Origin of the sequence: Alistipes finegoldii DSM 17242 (assembly GCF_000265365.1) — a bacterium.
GTDB lineage: Bacteria > Bacteroidota > Bacteroidia > Bacteroidales > Rikenellaceae > Alistipes > Alistipes finegoldii.
The window spans coordinates 1,233,000-1,250,638 of record NC_018011.1; the positions used below are offsets into that span (position 1 = coordinate 1,233,000).

At 62.4% G+C, this 17,639-nt stretch carries 16 protein-coding genes; 14 read left to right on the forward strand and 2 right to left on the reverse strand.

Features of this window, described 5'->3' with window-relative positions; translation table 11 throughout:
• Positions 1-548: 548 nt before the first annotated feature.
• The 9 genes from ALFI_RS05560 to ALFI_RS05600 are packed head-to-tail and all read left to right on the forward strand — an operon-like array spanning position 549 to position 9,471.
• Positions 549-1,088 (forward strand): FKBP-type peptidyl-prolyl cis-trans isomerase, encoded by a 540-nt coding sequence (locus tag ALFI_RS05560; protein WP_014775097.1) that lies wholly within the window; start codon positions 549-551, stop codon positions 1,086-1,088.
• Positions 1,089-1,147: 59 nt separating this feature from the next.
• Entirely contained in the window at positions 1,148-1,819 is a 672-nt protein-coding gene (locus ALFI_RS05565; RefSeq protein WP_014775098.1) for a pentapeptide repeat-containing protein, read from the forward strand.
• Positions 1,795-3,141, forward strand: coding sequence for a WG repeat-containing protein (locus tag ALFI_RS05570; protein ID WP_014775099.1), 1,347 nt, complete (start codon positions 1,795-1,797; stop codon positions 3,139-3,141). Before ALFI_RS05565 ends, ALFI_RS05570 begins: the two co-directional genes overlap by 25 nt.
• 40 nt (positions 3,142-3,181) lie before the next feature.
• Entirely contained in the window at positions 3,182-4,912 is a 1,731-nt protein-coding gene (locus ALFI_RS05575) for a DUF4954 family protein (RefSeq protein ID WP_042493350.1), read from the forward strand.
• 7 nt (positions 4,913-4,919) lie between these two features.
• Positions 4,920-5,777, forward strand: a complete 858-nt coding sequence (locus ALFI_RS05580; RefSeq protein WP_014775101.1) for a vWA domain-containing protein — start codon at positions 4,920-4,922, stop codon at positions 5,775-5,777.
• 2 nt (positions 5,778-5,779) lie between these two features.
• On the forward strand, positions 5,780-6,802 hold the full coding sequence (locus tag ALFI_RS05585; RefSeq protein ID WP_014775102.1) for a WG repeat-containing protein: 1,023 nt from the start codon (positions 5,780-5,782) through the stop codon (positions 6,800-6,802).
• A 22-nt stretch (positions 6,803-6,824) separates the two neighbouring features.
• Entirely contained in the window at positions 6,825-7,757 is a 933-nt protein-coding gene (trxB, locus tag ALFI_RS05590) for a thioredoxin-disulfide reductase (protein WP_014775103.1), read from the forward strand.
• Between the two features lie 38 nt (positions 7,758-7,795).
• Entirely contained in the window at positions 7,796-8,719 is a 924-nt protein-coding gene (locus ALFI_RS05595) for a ribonuclease Z (protein WP_014775104.1), read from the forward strand.
• A complete protein-coding gene (locus tag ALFI_RS05600; RefSeq protein WP_014775105.1) occupies positions 8,716-9,471 on the forward strand; it encodes an RNA methyltransferase in 756 nt (251 codons plus the stop codon). The genes ALFI_RS05595 and ALFI_RS05600 overlap by 4 nt, the downstream gene beginning before the upstream one ends.
• A gap of 305 nt (positions 9,472-9,776) precedes the next feature.
• Here ALFI_RS05600 and ALFI_RS05605 read toward each other — a convergent pair whose 3' ends face one another.
• Positions 9,777-10,139: a hypothetical protein gene (locus ALFI_RS05605; RefSeq protein WP_014775106.1), complete on the reverse strand. Its 363-nt coding sequence runs from the start codon at positions 10,137-10,139 to the stop codon at positions 9,777-9,779.
• Positions 10,140-10,496: 357 nt separating this feature from the next.
• On the opposite strand from ALFI_RS05605, the gene pdxA reads away from it, so the two are divergent.
• The 5 genes from pdxA (at position 10,497) to ALFI_RS05630 (ending at position 16,531) form a co-directional block, all read left to right on the forward strand.
• On the forward strand, positions 10,497-11,591 hold the full coding sequence (gene pdxA / locus ALFI_RS05610; RefSeq protein WP_009596720.1) for a 4-hydroxythreonine-4-phosphate dehydrogenase PdxA: 1,095 nt from the start codon (positions 10,497-10,499) through the stop codon (positions 11,589-11,591).
• A 225-nt stretch (positions 11,592-11,816) separates the two neighbouring features.
• Positions 11,817-13,769 carry a threonine--tRNA ligase gene (thrS, locus tag ALFI_RS05615; RefSeq protein ID WP_014775107.1) on the forward strand — a complete coding sequence of 651 codons (1,953 nt, stop codon included), beginning with the start codon at positions 11,817-11,819 and terminating at the stop codon, positions 13,767-13,769.
• Between the two features lie 137 nt (positions 13,770-13,906).
• Positions 13,907-14,530, forward strand: coding sequence for a translation initiation factor IF-3 (gene infC / locus ALFI_RS05620; RefSeq protein ID WP_081488085.1), 624 nt, complete (start codon positions 13,907-13,909; stop codon positions 14,528-14,530).
• A 328-nt stretch (positions 14,531-14,858) separates the two neighbouring features.
• Positions 14,859-15,824 carry a long-chain-fatty-acid--protein ligase gene (locus ALFI_RS05625; RefSeq protein WP_014775108.1) on the forward strand — a complete coding sequence of 322 codons (966 nt, stop codon included), beginning with the start codon at positions 14,859-14,861 and terminating at the stop codon, positions 15,822-15,824.
• A gap of 53 nt (positions 15,825-15,877) precedes the next feature.
• A complete protein-coding gene (locus ALFI_RS05630) occupies positions 15,878-16,531 on the forward strand; it encodes an acylneuraminate cytidylyltransferase family protein (RefSeq protein WP_009596761.1) in 654 nt (217 codons plus the stop codon).
• Positions 16,532-16,613: 82 nt separating this feature from the next.
• On the opposite strand, the gene ALFI_RS05635 is transcribed toward ALFI_RS05630, so the two are convergent.
• Positions 16,614-17,498 carry a hypothetical protein gene (locus ALFI_RS05635; protein WP_014775109.1) on the reverse strand — a complete coding sequence of 295 codons (885 nt, stop codon included), beginning with the start codon at positions 17,496-17,498 and terminating at the stop codon, positions 16,614-16,616.
• Between the last annotated feature and the right edge of the window lie 141 nt (positions 17,499-17,639).

Genomic DNA, 17,639 nt, shown 5'->3' on the forward strand with positions numbered 1-17,639 from the left:
CCGCGATTATTAAGGAATTATATGTAACTTTGCAGCCCGTACGGCGCGGATTCCGCCGCTGACGGAGCCGCCGGCCGGTTCGAAAGAACGGTCCCGGCGGCAGGCGCCGCAGCGCTGCAAGCCAACGTCCGGATTCCGGCAGGCGCGTTTTTTGCCGTATGCGGAAGTAACCGCATGCAGAAAACAAGCCGTGCAGAAGCGGACAAGCCCCCAAAGGCAGGCGGAGCGCGGAAACGCTCCGCGAGCCAAGCCCCGCCGGAGGGAAATGCCGGGCGGGAACGCAGACCGGGAATAACAGGCGGTAGCGCAGACCCAAACGCCGGGCGGAAATGCCGGACGGAAACGCGGAGAAGGGCCGCAAGGCAGAAACGCCGGCAAAAACGGACAAGCCCCCAAAGGCAGACGGAGCGCGGAAACGTTCCGCGAGCCAAGCACCGCCGGAGGGAATGCCGGGCGGAAATCCGGGCGGCAACGCAGACCGGGAACAACGGGCGGAAATACCCGGCGGGAACAACGAAAACGAAAAAAACATTTTTTAACGAATTATTATGAAAGTAGAACAGAACAAAATGGTCGGCGTGGACTACAAGCTCACCGTCGACGGACAGATCGCAGACCAGTCGCGTCCGGGCCAGCCGCTCGAATTTATCTTCGGAACAGGCATGCTGCTCCCCAAATTCGAAGAGGCGATTCTGGGCAAGGAGGTCGGCGAAGCCGTCTCGTTTACCCTTGAGCCGAAGGACGGTTACGGCGAACTGATCGCCGACGCCGTGGTAGACCTGCCCAAAAACATATTCATGGTGGACGGCAAACTCGCCGAGGACATCCTCTTCGTGGGTTCGCAGGTTCCGATGAGCGACAATCAGGGCAACCGCATGATGGGCATCGTCAAGGAGGTCGGCGAGGAGACCGTGAAGATGGACTTCAACCACCCGATGGCCGGCAAGACGCTCAACTTCGACGTCGAGATCGTATCGGTGCGCGACGTAACGCCCGAAGACCTGCAGGGCGGCTGCTCGTGCGGAGACTGCGGAGACGACTGCGGCGGCGGTTGCGACCACGAAAAAGGGCACTGCGACTGCCACTGACAGAAAAGCGGGACTTGCAGAAGCCCCGCTTTTTTTAAAACCCCGAAACCGACTCTGCCATGACCCAGACCGAACTGCTGAAAATGATCGGCAGCGGCGCCGTACGAGACCTCGACCTGACGGGCCGCGAATTGAAGAACATCGATTTCAAAGGCTGCCGTGTGGAAAACGTGACATTCGACGAATGCACGCTCACGGAGTGCAATTTCGACGGCTGCGGGATGGAGCGCGTCTCCTTCCGCAAGGCCGTGCTGCGCAACTGCCGTTTCCGCAGGGCGAAGATCGCATGGAGCGACTTCCGCTACTGCGAGATCGAAAGGGCCACTTTCGAAGAGGCCGAAATCCGGTTCTGCGACCTTTACCGCGCCATGCTCACCGGAATCGTCATCATGCGCAAGGCTCGGATCGGAGAGACGAGCCTCTACTACGCCTACTTCGGCGAAGGGGTGAACATACGCCGCGAAAACATCGCCGACGGCAGGCTGCTCCAGCAGGACCTCGACGCCTACAGGCGGTTTCTGATCGAATGGAACACCTCCGGCACGGGAGTCCGCCGGAACGACCGCGCCGAGCAGTCGGCGTGGAGCCCCGATGCAGCGCTGCACGCTGGTGGACATGCTCAACGTCGTCCAGACGACGATCGGCATCCTGCTCACGGGCATCTTCGGCTTCATCCTCGGCAACAAGATACGCAATCAGTAAAGCCGTGTTCACACTGCGCCAATACCTGACCACGCTGGCCGATACGCACGGCCTCACCCGGACGCTGGGCGAGATCGAGGTGTGCCGCGACGGAAAGGGGCGCATATGCTACTCGGCAGGCAACAGCGCCGTCGTATTCCGCATCCGCTGCGAAGGCCGCGTCCGCTCGCTGCGCTGTTACATGCACCATCCGCGCCATCTGGCGGAAATCTACGGCGAGAAACTGCTGCCGCAGGAGCTTTTCATCTACACCTCGCCCGCAGGCGGCGTCTGGGTGGATGTGGTGCTGAGCGACTGGATCGAAGGCGTGACGCTTCACGAAGCGGTCGCCGCAGCCGCCGAGGCGGGCGACACGGCGCGACTGAGGAGATTCGCCGCCGCATTCGACCGCATGGCCGCGGCGCTCACGGCGGACGACTGGGCGCACGGCGACCTGAAACCCGAAAACATCGTCGCGGACAACCGGGGACGGCTCCACCTGATCGATTTCGACGCCATGTTTCTGCCCGCCTTCGCAGGTCGGCACAGCCCGGAGCTGGGCACGGCGGCTTTCCAGCATCCCGCGCGCACGGTGCGGGATTTCGACGCTTCGCTCGACGACTATCCGGCGGCCCTGATCTCCACGGCGCTGCATGCGCTGGCGCTCGACCCGACGCTGTACGCCCGCTATTCCGATGCCGACGGGCTGCTCTTCACGCCGCAGAAGATCGGGACCGACGCGGCGCTCTGCGAGGTGCTCGCGCTCTTCGAGCGCAGGGGACTCGCGGCGCAGTACCGGATTGCACGGTTGCTCCGTTCGCCTTCGCTCCGGCTGCCGGGACTGCCGCAACTGCTCGCACTGGCGGCGGAAACAACGGAAACGGATGAAATAACGGGACCTGAGGAAACGAAGAATGCAGTGAATACGGCAACGACAGGGACAACCGGAACCGGGGAAACAGCCGGAACAACAGGCCCAAAGCGGGCAATGGGAGCGGAAGAAACGGCAGGCGGAAATTCCGGCTCGGCAGAAGGCCCAGCGGGCGACTCGGCAGACGGCACAACAGAGGACCCAACGGACGGCGCCGTCGCCGAAGCGGCCGAGCTTTTCGTCGAAAACGGCCTGTGGGGCTACCGCACGCCGGAACAGGTCGTCGTGCCGCCGCTCTACGACTGCGGATTCGACTTCACCGAAGGGCTGGCGGCGGTACGGCTCGGAGCGACATGGCACTATATCGACGGCGCGGGCCGGACCCGGATCAGCTGTCCGGGGTGCGAAGCCGTGAAGCCGTTCCGCAACGGACGCGCCCCGGTCGTCCGCGGCGGAAGGCGGCTGGAGATCGACCGGGAGGGCCGCGAGTTTGATATTTAGCCTTAAATCGTTATATTTGCATTTGCTTAATACGACACCGATGCCTCAACTCAGATATATGACTCCGGCGGAGATTTCCGCCGCCGAATCCCTCGGATCTTCGGCCGAAGCATGGTCGCAGGTGAGGGTCTCCGAAGATTTCACGCCCTTCCAACTGCTGCAAAGCCATCTGGAGGGGACGGTCGAGATCGGCTCCGGCGCGCGCATCATCCGATCGCGCGTATGCAACTACCGGATCGGCGAGGGCGCGCTCATAGAGGGCGTCACGGCTCTCGAATGCCGCCGCCGGAGCACGTTCGGCAACGGCGTGGGCGTAGCGACGATGAACGAGTGCGGGGGCCGCACGGTCAGGATATTCGACCGGATGTCGGCGCAGATAGCCTATCTGATGGCCGTCTACCGCCACCGGCCGCAGACCGTTGCAGCGCTGGAGCGCATGGTGGAGGCCTATGCCGAAGCGGGTGCGTCGGAGATGGGCAGCGTAGGCCGCAACACCCGCATCGTAGGCGCGAAATTCATCCGCGAAGTCCGCATCGGCGACGAAGTGTGCATCGACGGGGCCTCGATGCTCGAAAACGGCACCGTCTGCGACGGGGCGCATATCGGCGTGGACGTCAAGGCCTACGACTTCATCGCCGCCGAGAAGGCGCACATCGACAACGGGTCGATCGTCGAACGCTGCTTCGTGGGCGAGAGCTGCCGGCTGGACAAGGCCTTCACGGCAGCCGAGTCGCTCTTTTTCGCAAACTCGCACTGCGAAAACGGGGAGGCGGCCTCGATCTTCGCGGGTCCCTACACCGTCTCGCACCACAAATCGTCGCTGCTGATCGCCGGCATGTTCTCGTTCTTCAACGCCGGGAGCGGCTCCAACCAGAGCAACCACCTCTTCAAGAGCGGCGCCGTACACCAGTCGGTGCATCTGCGCGGCTGCAAGTTCGCCAGCGGGGCCTACATCATGTCGCCGGCGCTCGAAGGGGCCTTCACGATGATCATGGGACACCACTCGTACCACCACGACACGTCGGCGTTTCCCTACTCCTACCTGATCGAGAAGGAGGGCCGCACGACGCTCATGCCGGGCGCGAACCTCACCAGCTACGGCGCCGTGCGCGACATCGAGAAGTGGCCGGCGCGCGACCGCCGCGAACGCAAACGCGACGTCATCAACTTCGAAGAATACAACCCTTACATAACCGAAGCGATGCTCAGGGCCGTGGACACGCTCCACACGCTGGCCGAAGAGGACCCCGACGCGCCGTCGTACGTCTACCGCAAGGCGGTCATCCGCGCCGCGGCCCTCAAACGGGGCATCGGACTTTACAACAAATTCGTCGTCGCGGCGCTGGGCGCCATGCTCGACCGCGGCGAATCGGCCTCACGCTACGACGGCAGTGGCCGCTGGCTCGACGTGGCGGGGCAGTACGTCACCAAACGCGAGGTCGAAGCGATCCTCGACGCCGTGGACCGCGGCGAGCTGACAACGCCCGAAGAGGTGGACAACCGTTTCAGGGTCTTTTTCGTGCATTACGACGACTACGCCCACAGCTGGGCCGAAGGGATTTACGCCTCGCTGCTGGGGCGCGTGCCCACCGCGGCAGAGATCGGCGACGCGATCGAGGCGGGGCGCAACGCAAGGGAGGCGATGCGCCGCACGACCGACGCCGACCGCGAGCGCGACTGTTCGCTCGACATGGCCGTCAGCTACGGTCTGGACAGCGACGACGAGCGCGAAGTACGCGACGACTATTACTCGGTCCGGGGATTAAAATAGACGCAACATGTATACACAAAGCATCACACGCAACCACCGCACGGCATTCATACTGGCCATAGACTGTTCGGGATCGATGGCCGAAAGCATCCTCTTCCGGGGACGCAGGCTCACCAAGGCCGAGGCGGTGGCAGGCATCACCAACGACCTGCTCTTCGAGCTGGTAGAACGCGCCCGCCGCAGCGACGGCATACGCGACTATTACGACATCGCCGTGATCGGCTATTCGGGCGACGACGAGGTGCGCTCGCTGCTGCCCGACGGCGAAGAGCTGGTGCCGGTGAGCGCCCTCGCGGCGCGGGAGATGCCGGTGCGTACGGAGGTGATCGAACACCGTCTTCCCGACGGCAGCATCGCCCTGCGCGAGATTCCCGCACCGTCGTGGATCGAGTCGCAGGCGGCAGGACAGACGCCCATGTGCGAAGCGCTGCGCCGGGTGCGCGACATCGCCGCCGAATGGACCGCACGCGCGGCCAACGCCGAGAGTTTCCCGCCCGTGGTGTTCAACATCACCGACGGCGAGGCGACCGACTGCGACGACGAGGAGCTGCGTGCGGTATGCAACCAGATCAAGGCGCTGGAGACCGCCGACGGCAACGTGCTGCTGATAAACATCCACATCGCCGCAGGCGACGCCGGGCGGCACGTATTCTTTCCCGAAGCCCACGAAGCCAACTACACGAACCGCTATGCGGCGCTGCTGTACGACTGTTCGAGCGAAATGCCGGCGGTATTCAACGAAGCCATACGCGAAGCCAAAGGCCCCGGCGCGGTGCCCCCGTTCCGGGGCATGAGCTACAACGCATCGGCGGCCCAGCTGGTCACCATGCTCAACATAGGTTCCATCAGCGTCAAAACCGAATAGCCATGACAGCGACCATCCAACACTTCACCCGTGCGCTGCTGACGCCCGACCTGTCGCTGGCGACGCTCTCCGACGCCCGCGCCGTCACCGACTGCAACGGCATGCCGCGCATGGTACGCACCACGCGGTTCGCCGAAGCCGAAATCGAATGGCGCGGCGAGCGGTGGCTCGCCGCCATGCCCCTGACGCCTGCAGCACTGCCCCGCATCGAACGCACGGCTTCGGTCCTGCGGCGCATGAACACCGAACACCTGACGCAATTCCGCATTCTGCCGGAGGAAATGCGCTGGACCGACGCGCTGGGCAACGAGCGGCGCACGGGACTCGTCCTGCAGCAGCTTCCGGGCCGGGAATTCGCCGAGGCGCTGCTCACGGAGGACAAAACGGTTCTGCTCGCGGCGCTCGACACGCTGCGCGAAGCCCTGCGGGAGCTGGAATTCACGCACAACAACCTCCGGGAAAGCAACCTCCGCTGGCACCGGGGACGAATCATACCGATCCGTTATTACGACGCCCGCATAGGCGCGGCGGAAAACGGCGGGGCCGATGCGGAGGCGTTCGAGGCCCTGAAACGCCGGATCGCCGAGGCGCCCATGCCCCGGCAGTCGGTAAACGACGTCGAAGCGGTCTACAATCCGGTGCGGAAGCTGACCGGGCACCGCTGGACGAGCCACGTATTCGAAGGGCTGGTATGCGTCGAGGACGAAGGCGGATTCGGATTCGTCGATACGGACAACAACCCGGTGATTCCGTCGCAGTTCCTCTGGGCGGGCGACTTCCACGAAGGCCGCGCCGAGGTTCAGACGCGGACCGGCATGGGACTGATCGACCGCGAAGGAGGCTACGTCATCCCGCCCGAATACGAAATCGTCGATTACGACCCGGCGGTCAGCATCGTGCACGTCCGCCACGGCGGACGCTGGGCGCTGTTCGACTATCTGGGCCGCCGTCTGACGGAGTTCGGCCGGGAGGATATGCAGGAGCCTGTCCGGCAGGAGCCGTGCAGGTCCGAAATTTGCAGATAACAACGTCACAAAACATACGACAATGGAAGAAACGATCAAATGCCTGATTATCGGCAGCGGCCCCGCAGGGTACACCGCAGCTATCTATACTTCGCGCGCCAACCTCCGGCCCGTACTCTACGAGGGTATCGAGCCGGGCGGGCAGCTCACGACCACGACCGACGTGGAGAATTTTCCGGGCTATCCCGACGGCGTCAGCGGCCAGCAGATGATGGCCGACATGCGCCGTCAGGCCGAACGCTTCGGAGCCGACATCCGCATCGGAACCGTGACGAGCGTGGACCTCTCGTCGCGTCCGTTCCACGTGGTGATCGACGGCACGACGCAGATCAAGGCCGAGACGCTCATCATCGCCACGGGAGCATCGGCAAAATACCTCGGCCTGCCTTCGGAAACGAAATTCCGCGGCATGGGCGTCAGCGCGTGCGCCACGTGCGACGGATTCTTCTACCGCAAGAAGGACGTGGCCGTGGTCGGCGGCGGCGACACGGCCTGCGAGGAGGCCACCTATCTGGCCTCGATCTGCCGCAAGGTCTACATGATCGTGCGCAAGCCCCACCTGCGCGCTTCGAAGGCCATGCAGGAGCGGGTGTTCAACACCACCAATATCGAAGTGATGTTCAACCACAACACCGCCGAGGTGCTGGGCGACGAATCGGGCGTGACGGGCGCGCTGCTGCGCTGCAACGACGGCAAGGAGGTCAGGATCGACATAGCGGGATTCTTCCTCGCCATCGGCCACCATCCCAATACGGAGCTTTTCGCCGACCAGCTGACGCTCGACGCGGAAGGGTACATCAAAACGGAAGCGGGCACCTCGAAGACCAATATCGAAGGGGTCTTTGCCGCGGGCGACGTGCGCGACCCGCATTACCGGCAGGCCATAACGGCCGCGGCGTCGGGCTGCATCGCGGCGATCGACTGCGAACGCTTCATCCTGAACCGCGCAGAGTAAACCGAATCACGCAGAGCGAACAAAAACAGGCACCCCGCATGAGTTTCAGCGTCACCATACTCGGATCGTCCTCCGCCAAGCCCACTCTGAGCCGCCATCCGTCGGCCCAAGCGGTCAATGTGCACGAGCAGTACTATCTGGTCGATGCGGGCGAGGGAGTGCAGCAGCAGCTGATCCGCTGCGGGATCACCCCGCTGAAACTGCGCGCCGTGTTCATCTCGCACCTGCACGGCGACCATGTCTTCGGACTCTTTCCGCTGATCTCGACGCTGGCGCTCTACGGGCGCAAAACCCCGCTGCGGGTATTCGCCCCGGCGCCTTTCGGCGAGATACTGGCCTGCCACCTGCGGTTTTTTGACAGCGAGCTGCCCTATCCGGTGGTCTGGACCGAGGTGGACACGACCAAGCACGCGCTGCTGCTGGAAAACCGCACGCTCGAAGTGTGGAGCATTCCGCTGCGCCACCGGGTGCCGACGGCGGGATTCCTCTTCCGCGAGAAGGAGCCGCCGCTGAACGTCGAGAAGTTCAAGATCGCGAAATACGGCCTTACGGTCGCGCAGATCACCGCCGCCAAGCGGGGCGAGGAGATCGCGCTCCCGACGGGCGAGGTCATACCCAACGCGGAGCTGACCTACCGCCCCTATGCGCCCCGGTCGTACGCCTACCTCTCGGACACCAACTTCTCGGCGAAGGCCGCGACGCTGGCCAAGGGCGCGGACCTGATGTACCACGAGGCGACCTACGCCGCCGCCGAACAGAAAACGGCCAAGGAGCGGGGCCACTCGACAAGCGCCGACGCGGCCAAAGCCGCCCTAAAGGCCGGAGCCAAGCGGCTGATAATCGGACACTATTCGTCCCGCTACAAGAACGAAAACATATTGGTCGAAGAGGCCCGCGCGATCTTCCCGGAGACCTATCCGGCCACCGAAGGCGTCACCTTCACCATAGAGAAACAACGATGACGAAAGCCGAAATACAACTCGTCCGCGCGCTGGCCGACAAACGCGGACGCACGGAACACGGACTGTTCGTGGCCGAAGGGGAGAAACTCATCGGCGAACTGCGCGGCTCGCACCTGAAGGTCCGCAAGATCTTCGCGCTGGAGGGCGTGTTCGCAGGGCCGGAGGTCGAGACCGTCGCCCCGCGCGACATGGAGCGGCTGTCGCTGCTCAAAACCGCCGCCAACTCGCTGGCAATCGTCGAGACGCCCCGCTACGGGCTGGACATGCGGTCGCTCGCGGGGCGGCTGACGCTGGCGCTCGACGACGTGCAGAACCCCGGCAACCTCGGCACGATCGTCCGGCTGGCCGACTGGTTCGGCATCGCCGACATCGTCTGCTCGGAGGCTTCGGCCGACTGCTTCAACCCGAAGGTCGTGCAGGCCACGATGGGCGCGATTCTGCGGGTGCGGGTTCACTACACCGATCTGGGAGCGTTTCTGCACGACGCGGGAGCCGCCGGGCTGCCCGTTTACGGCACGTTTCTGGAAGGGGAGAATATCTACGGCACGACGCTTACGGAAGAGGGCGTCGTCGTCATGGGCAACGAAGGCCGCGGCATCTCGCAGGCCGCGGCGCGCGCCGTGACGCACAAGCTCTTCATCCCGCCCTACCCCGCCGACCGCCGCGGGTCGGAGTCGCTCAACGTGGCGATGGCCACGGGCATCGTATGCTCGGAATTCCGGCGTCGGGCAGGCATGGGAAGCGGGAAATAGGCCCGCCGCACCACAAATAAAAGACTGCCGGGATTGCTCCCGGCAGTTATTTTTTTTGCGACATCCGGCAAGGCCCGCGGCGCGGGAACCGACTGCGGCACAAGGGAGGTTCGGCAAAGGCAGGCGCGACGCAAAGCAGATTCAGCACAAGGCAGGTCGGCACAAGGCAGGTCGGCACAAGGCAGATTAGACACAAGTCCGGCGCAACGCAAAACCGATTCAGCGCATGCCGCCCGGCGGCAAACCGATAACAAACCGCGAACAAACCGACAAAGCCCCGCAACAGACAGGCGCCGGCAAAAGGCTCAGCCCACGGCAACGGCGGCATGCTCCTGCACGATGGCGGCGATCCGCCGCACCTGCGCCAGCGCTTCGGCACACTGCCAGCGGGAGAAAAGCGCCTCCGATTCGAGCCGGCCTATGGTCTGCACGAGCCGGCCGACGGCCTGCAAGAGCGTCTGCAGTTCGCCGGGCGAGGCCGAGCGCAAGTCGGTGGCGGCCAGCAGCACGGCAGTCTCCCGGCCGCGGCGTTCGAACTCCGAAAGCGCCGCATTGCTCCGGCGCCGGTCGTAGGGAGCCACCCATAATATTTCGAACATCAGCCGGAAAACCGTATCGACCAGTTCCGGATTGTGTTTTTTAGTCGTCTTTTGTGCGCAAGGTTCCATCTTTCGGGCGGTTTATCGAAAAAAGCGCGGGCAGTATCACCGAATCCACCATCGAGGTATTGGACGACCTGTAACGTAGAATACGGTAAATGCCCACGCCGAAAACAGCGAGAGCATCAACCTTTGTTCCTTACGTTACGCGAAAGTGTCCAATTTTCGACGGTAAGAAAAAAGCCGATGCGCTTTAATCCGAATATGTCATCAGCCCTAACAGGCTGCATAAAACAAAGGTAGGAAAAAATAGTCCATCCGCAAAACATTACGGATCGCCGCAGTGCAAAAAAACATTTTAATTGCATCCGGCCTATTGCAGATTCTGAATAATATGTATCTTTGTAGATTGAAATACTTGTATCCATGTCAGAACAGAAACTTAAAATAGGCATCACGCAGGGCGACACGAACGGCATCGGCTGGGAGGTCATCCTCAAGGCGCTGGCCGATCCGCGCATGACGGAGCTTTTCACGCCCGTCGTATACGGCTCGCCCAAGGCCGCGGCCTATTACCGAAATACGCTCGCACAGACCGAACCGGTGCAGTTCAACGCCGTAACGTCGGCCCGCGACGCCCGCCGCGGCAAAGTGAACCTCGTCGCATGCGGCGACACGGAGCAGATCGAACCGGGCAAAGCTTCGGCCGAGGCCGGGCGCGCCGCCGTCGAGGCGCTGCGCCGCGCGACGCAGGAGCTGAAGGAGGGGCTGCTCGACGCCATCGTCACAGCCCCCTTCAACAAGGAGAGCGTGCAGGGCGACGGGTTCCACTTCACGGGCCATACCGAATTCATCGGGGCCGAACTGGGCGGGGAGCCGATGATGATCATGTGCAGCGAGATTCTGCGCGTGGGGCTGGTCACCAAGCACATTCCGGTGTCGGAGATCAGCGGCAGCATCACCGGGGAGAAGATCGTGCGCGACCTGCATACGCTCCGCCGCACGCTGAAAGAGGACTTCGGCATCGTCGAGCCGCGCATCGCCGTGATGGCTCTCAACCCGCATGCCGGGGACGGAGGACTGCTGGGACGCGAGGAGCAGGAGATCATCCGCCCGGCCGTCGTCGAGGCGTTCAATCAGGGCGTGCTGGCGTTCGGGCCGTTTGCCGCCGACGGGCTTTTCGCAGGCGGAGGATACGCAAAATACGACGGCATACTGGCCATGTACCACGATCAGGGGCTGGCGCCGTTCAAGACGCTTTCGCCCGACGGCGTGAACTTCACGGCCGGACTCTCGAAGGTCCGCACCTCGCCCGACCACGGCACGGCCTACGACATCGCCGGGCAGGACAAAGCCGACCCGCAGTCGATGCGCTCGGCGATTTACGCCGCGATCGACATCGTCGAGCACCGCCGCGCATGGGCCGAATGGAGCCGCAACCCGCTGCAACGCGCCGAACGCGAGAAGGGCGGCCGCGACGTCTCGGTCAAGGACCTGCCGCAGACCGAAAAGGAGGATTAGCGCAGGAGCGACGAAAAACCGGGATCTGGGCCGGAGGAAGAGGAAGAGGAAGAGCAAGAGCAAGAGCAAGAGCAAGAGGAAGAGCAAACGACATCCGCCGTATCCGCCCAAAGATTGCGGGCAGGGCGCAGCAAGAACAGAAACAGCAAACCGGGCAAACCGGAGGCGTATTCCGTCTCGTAATTGTGGAAGCGCCGAAGGCCCCGAAAACTTAATTTATATTTTATGATCAAAATCACTTTTCCCGACGGCTCGGTCAGAGAATACGCCGAAGGGACTACTGCTTACCAGATCGCAGAGAGTATCAGCCCTCGTTTAGCTGCCGACTCTCTTGCCGCTTCGGTAAACGGCGCGACGGTAGACATGACGCGCCCGATCGGGGAGGACGCCTCGGTCAAATTCTACAAATGGGACGACGAAGAGGGCAAGCACGCCTTCTGGCACACCTCGTCGCACCTGCTGGCCGAAGCCCTCGAAGCCCTCTATCCGGGCATCAAGTTCGGCATCGGCCCCGCTATCGAAAACGGCTTCTACTACGACGTCGATTCGCCGACGCCGATCACCGAGGCCGACCTTCCGAAGATCGAACAGAAGATGCAGGAGCTGTCCCGCAACAAGGAGCAGCTCGTCCGCCGCGAGGTCCCCAAGGCCGAAGCGCTCAAGACCTTCACCGAGAAGGGCGACCAGTACAAGGTCGAACTGATCTCGGACCTGCAGGACGGAACCATCTCATTCTATACCAACGGTGCGTTCACCGACCTCTGCCGGGGTCCGCACATCCCCAACACGGGTTACATCAAGGCCCTCAAGCTGACTTCGGTGGCAGGTGCCTACTGGCGCGGCAACGAGAAGAACAAGATGCTGACGCGCATCTACGGCATCTCGTTCCCCAAGAAGTCGATGCTCGACGAATACCTCGTGATGATGGAGGAGGCCAAGAAACGCGACCACCGCAAGCTGGGCAAGGACCTCGAACTGTTCTGTTTCTCGCAGCGCGTGGGACAGGGTCTGCCCTTGTGGCTGCCGAAAGGCGCCGCACTGCGCGACCGGCTGGAGCAGTTCCTGCGCAACGTGCAGAAGGAGTACGGCTACCAGCAGGTCATCACCCCGCATATCGGCAACAAGGAGCTGTACGTGACTTCGGGACACTACGCCAAGTACGGCAAGGATTCGTTCCAGCCGATTCACACCCCGATCGAGGGCGAGGAGTATCTCCTGAAGCCGATGAACTGCCCGCACCACTGCGAGATTTACCGTTCGAAGCCGCGTTCGTACAAGGAGCTGCCCGTCCGGCTGGCGGAATTCGGCACCGTGTACCGCTACGAGCAGTCGGGCGAACTGCACGGACTGACCCGCGTCCGCGGATTCACGCAGGACGACGCCCACCTGTTCGTACGCCCCGACCAGCTGCTCGAAGAGTTCGAGCGGGTGATCGACATCGTGCTCTACATCTTCAAGACGCTGAAGTTCGACAACTATACGGCACAGATTTCGCTGCGCGACCCCAACAACAAGGAGAAGTACATCGGCTCGGACGAAAACTGGGAGAAGGCCGAAAGCGCCATCATGCAGGCCGCCGAGGAGAAGGGACTCAATACGGTCGTGGAGTATGGCGAAGCCGCGTTCTACGGTCCCAAGCTCGACTTCATGGTCAAGGACGCCATCGGCCGCAAGTGGCAACTGGGAACCATTCAGGTGGACTACAACCTGCCGGAGCGGTTCGACCTGACGTACAAGGGCGCGGACGACAAACTGCACCGCCCGATCATGATTCACCGCGCGCCGTTCGGCTCGATGGAGCGTTTCGTGGCCGTACTGCTGGAGCATACGGGCGGCAAGTTCCCGTTGTGGCTCTCGCCCCAGCAGGTCGTGGTGCTCCCCATTTCGGAGAAGTTCAACGACTACGCCCTGCAGGTCGCGGAGTACCTCAACCGCAGCGACGTGAGGACCGAGGTGGACGACCGCAACGAGAAAATCGGCCGCAAGATCCGCGACAACGAACTCAAGCGCATCCCCTACCTGCTGATCGTCGGCGAGAAGGAGGAGGCCGAAGGACTCGTGTCGGTACGCGCGCAGGGCGAAGGCGACAAGGGTCAGATGACGCTCGAAGGCTTCCGCGACTTCATCGCCGGAATGGTGAAGGAGGAGATCGAGGCTAACAAAATGGAAAAGAAATAACGACTCCGGTCCGCATCCGGGACTTCCCCTTTCGGGGGAAATTCCGGACGGCGGGGTTTACGGCACGCCGCAGGTCACGCCCCGGCAGCCGGACAATGAAAAACAAAAGTAATTAACCACTTTAATACTTTACGATTATCGCAGCACCGAAACCATTCCCGCCGAGGCCATTCAACCCCGGGAATAACCGGCCGAAACCGGCAGCCGGCACCAACAACCGGTACGGGCGCCGCCCGCCCGAAAAGGAGAATCCGCACCGCATCAACGAGCAGATAACGGCTCCCGAAGTGCGCGTCGTGGGCGACAACGTCGAACAACCGCTGGTTTTACCCATACGCGAAGCGCTGAAGCTCGCCGACAGCATGGAACTCGACCTGATCGAGATCTCGCCCAAGGCCGAGCCGCCCGTATGCCGCATCGCCGATTACCAGAAATTCCTCTACCAGCAGAAGAAAAAGGCCAAGGAGCTGAAAGCCAATCAGGTGAAAGTCGTGATCAAGGAGATCCGCTTCGGTCCGCAGACCGACGACCACGACTACAACTTCAAGCTCAAGCACGCCACCAACTTCCTGAAGGAGGGGTGCAAGGTCAAGGCGTACGTCTTCTTCCGCGGCCGTTCGATCGTCTTCAAGGAGCAGGGCGAAATCCTGCTGCTCCGCTTCGCCACCGACCTCGAAGAGGTCGCCAAAGTGGAGATGATGCCCAAGCTCGACGGCAAGAAGATGAACATGATGCTGGCGCCCAAAACCAACAAGAAGTAGCGGCGGAGCGGTTCCGACACCGCGCGAAGCGACTATATCCGATCCATAATCGGGGTCCCGGAAGGGAGTCCGATTGTGGATTTTTATTTCATGACCGACGCAAGCGGCAGAGAGGCGGCGGCCTTTCACACACCTGCGGAAGCGGACCTGCAGGCATGCACCTGCGGGAACGAGCTTTCAGGGACGGGCTTTCGGGAACGGGCTTTCGGGAACGACGCGGGGGACAGACTTTCGGAAGCGCTACGCAGGGAACCGCCCTGCCGGACTTATTCCGTCCGCAGAAAAGGGATTTTGCCGAATTTCGAAATATATTTACCTTTGCAATGAAATGATTACGCAGGACGACATATTCGGGATCACGGACGACGCGGCGTTCGAAGCCGCCGCACTGGAGGTATTCAGGCGGCAGGCGGCCGAATGCCCGCCCTATCGCGAGTATCTCGCGCTAGCCGGAGTGCAGCCCGAAGAGGTGCGAGCGGCCCGCGAAATTCCGTTCCTGCCGATCGAAATCTTCAAGACCCACGACGTCTACTGCGGCGGCACGGAGCCGGAGGCGGTCTTCACCTCGTCGGCAACAACGGGCATGACGCCGTCGCGCCACCCGATGCGCTCGCTGGCGCTTTACGAACGGACGTTCCGCGCAGCATTCCGCACGTTCTACGGCGAACCGGGGCAGTGGAGCCTCTATGCCTTGCTGCCCAATTACCTGCGCCGCAAGGGGTCGTCGCTGGTCTACATGGCCGACCGGCTGATCGCCGACTGCGGTTCGGGCGGCTTCTACTTGGACGACTACGACGCGCTGCTGACGGCCATGCAGGCCGATCCGAAGCCCAAAATCCTGCTGGGCGTAAGCTATGCACTGTGGGATCTGGCGGAGCGTTACGCCCCGAAGCTCGAAAATACGGTCATAATGGAGACGGGCGGCATGAAGGGTTACCGCGAAGAGATTCCCAAGGAGGAGTTCCACAAAATCCTGTGCGGCGCATTCGGCGTCGGCGCGATACACTCCGAATACGGCATGGCCGAGCTGACTTCGCAGGCCTATTCGCAGGGCGGCAACCTCTTCCGCTGTCCGCCGTGGATGCGCGTCACGACCCGCGACGTGAACGATCCGTTCGATCCGCAGCCCGCGGGAACGCGCGGAGGGCTGAACATCGCCGATCTGGCGAACTGGTGGTCGTGCGCGTTCATCCAGACGCAGGACGTGGGCCGGGTCGATGCCCGCGGAGCGTTCGTCGTCGAGGGGCGCATCGACCACAGCGACATCAGAGGATGCAACTTACTGGTACAGTGAACCTAAACGGGTTTCCGCCGCAAGGCGGGCAGGCCCCGATATAAAACCGAATTATGAAAACAGCAGCATTCGTCCCCATACGGCTCAACAGCCAGCGCGTCAGCGGCAAGAACCTGCGTCCGCTGAGCGGGTCGCCGCTCATGTGCCACATACTCCGAACGCTGACCGAGGTCGAAGGAATCGACGAGGTTTACGTCTATTGCAGCGACGAGCGGATCCGCGAATTCCTGCCCGAAGGGGTGCGGTTCCTGCGCCGCAGCGAGGAGCTGGACCGCGACACGACGCTGGGACGGGAGATTTACGACAGCTTCACCGCCGAGGTCGAAGCCGACCTCTATGTGCTGGCGCACGCCACGTCGCCCTTTATCCGCGCCGAGACCGTCGCGGATGCGCTCCGGAAAGTGGTTTCGGGCGAATACGACTCGGCATTCAGCGCCGAAAAGATACAGACGTTCGCATGGTACGAGGGGCGGCCGCTCAACTATTCGCCCGAAAACATCCCCCGCACGCAGACCATCGAGCCGGTGTATATCGAAACCAGCGCGTTCTTCATCTTCCCGCGGGCCTTGTGGACCGGGCGGCACCGCAGGATCGGCGACAGGCCCTACATGGCGGTAGTGGACCGCATCGAGGGGCTGGACATCGACTATCCGGAGGATTTCACGATGGCCGAGATCATCGCCGCAAGCCGCAACCTGCCCAAATAAATTCCGGCGCATCTACCGGCACATCAGGCGATACGAAGAAGGAGAAATTTCGATTCCTCCTTTTTCGTTTTCATCGGGCAGCTCACTCCGGGTTCCGTTCGTAGGCGTCGATCATCGAACCGCGGGTGCGGTTGACGATCCGCGCACCGAGCGCGGCGGCATAGTCGCGCAGGACTTCGTGGCCGCGGAACAGTTCGGCGACTTCGGCCAGATAGTCCGCCATCGTATAGGGCACATGGGGAACCTTCTTGTAAATAGGCTGCGGCGCGGCGGCTTCCGCTCCGTCGTAATAGTGGCGGTCGATGCGGCAGAGCCGGTTCCCATCGTCCACGCAGAGTCCGTCCAACAGCGTATGGTCCACGCCGTAAAGCTCGATCCGCTTATACCCCAGCAGCAGAGCGACGTATTCGCCGACCTGCACCACCGTTCCGAAATTGGCGCTTCCCAGCCCGCGGCGGAAAAGCCAAAATTCGAGACTTCTGAAACCGCGGTACATCTGGGTATGGAAGCGGACGATGCGGATATTGGAATTGGGCAGCGCGGCGCGGTAGTCGAAGCCTTCGGGGTTATAGTACTGCACGTAGAGGTTCATCGGCCACGCAACCTTGCGGGCGAGCGTCGCGTAAAGCGCCCGGACGCGGTCGCGGCATGCGCTGTCACGGAAGAACATCGGGTCGGAAAGGACGTAATACTTCGGCTTCACGACCTCGAAGCGGTCGTCTTCGGCGAAAAAATTGACAGCAAGGAAATCTTCGGTTTCGTATTCGCGGCGTTCGATCAGCCGCGGCAGGTCACCGGCCAGCGAGGGGCCGTTGCCCAGAATCACCATCGACTGCGCCGGCCGGCCGACCGTTCCGGCACGCCCGACGTAGTTGCGGAAATTCTCCTTGACTGCCATCACGGCGAAATACAACGCCGTGTCGAACGAGTTGCGGATGAAAGCGATGAGTTTCTCGGCTGCGGTCATAGTGCGTTATTCGTTAATTCCCGTCCGGAACGGGAAGAGCGGAACGGGAGCGGCGGGAGGGACTCCGCGCGCATAGGGCCGGCCGGTTTCAGCCCGGAAGGTCGCCTGAAGAGTGCCGCGCACCCGTTAATTATTTGCAAA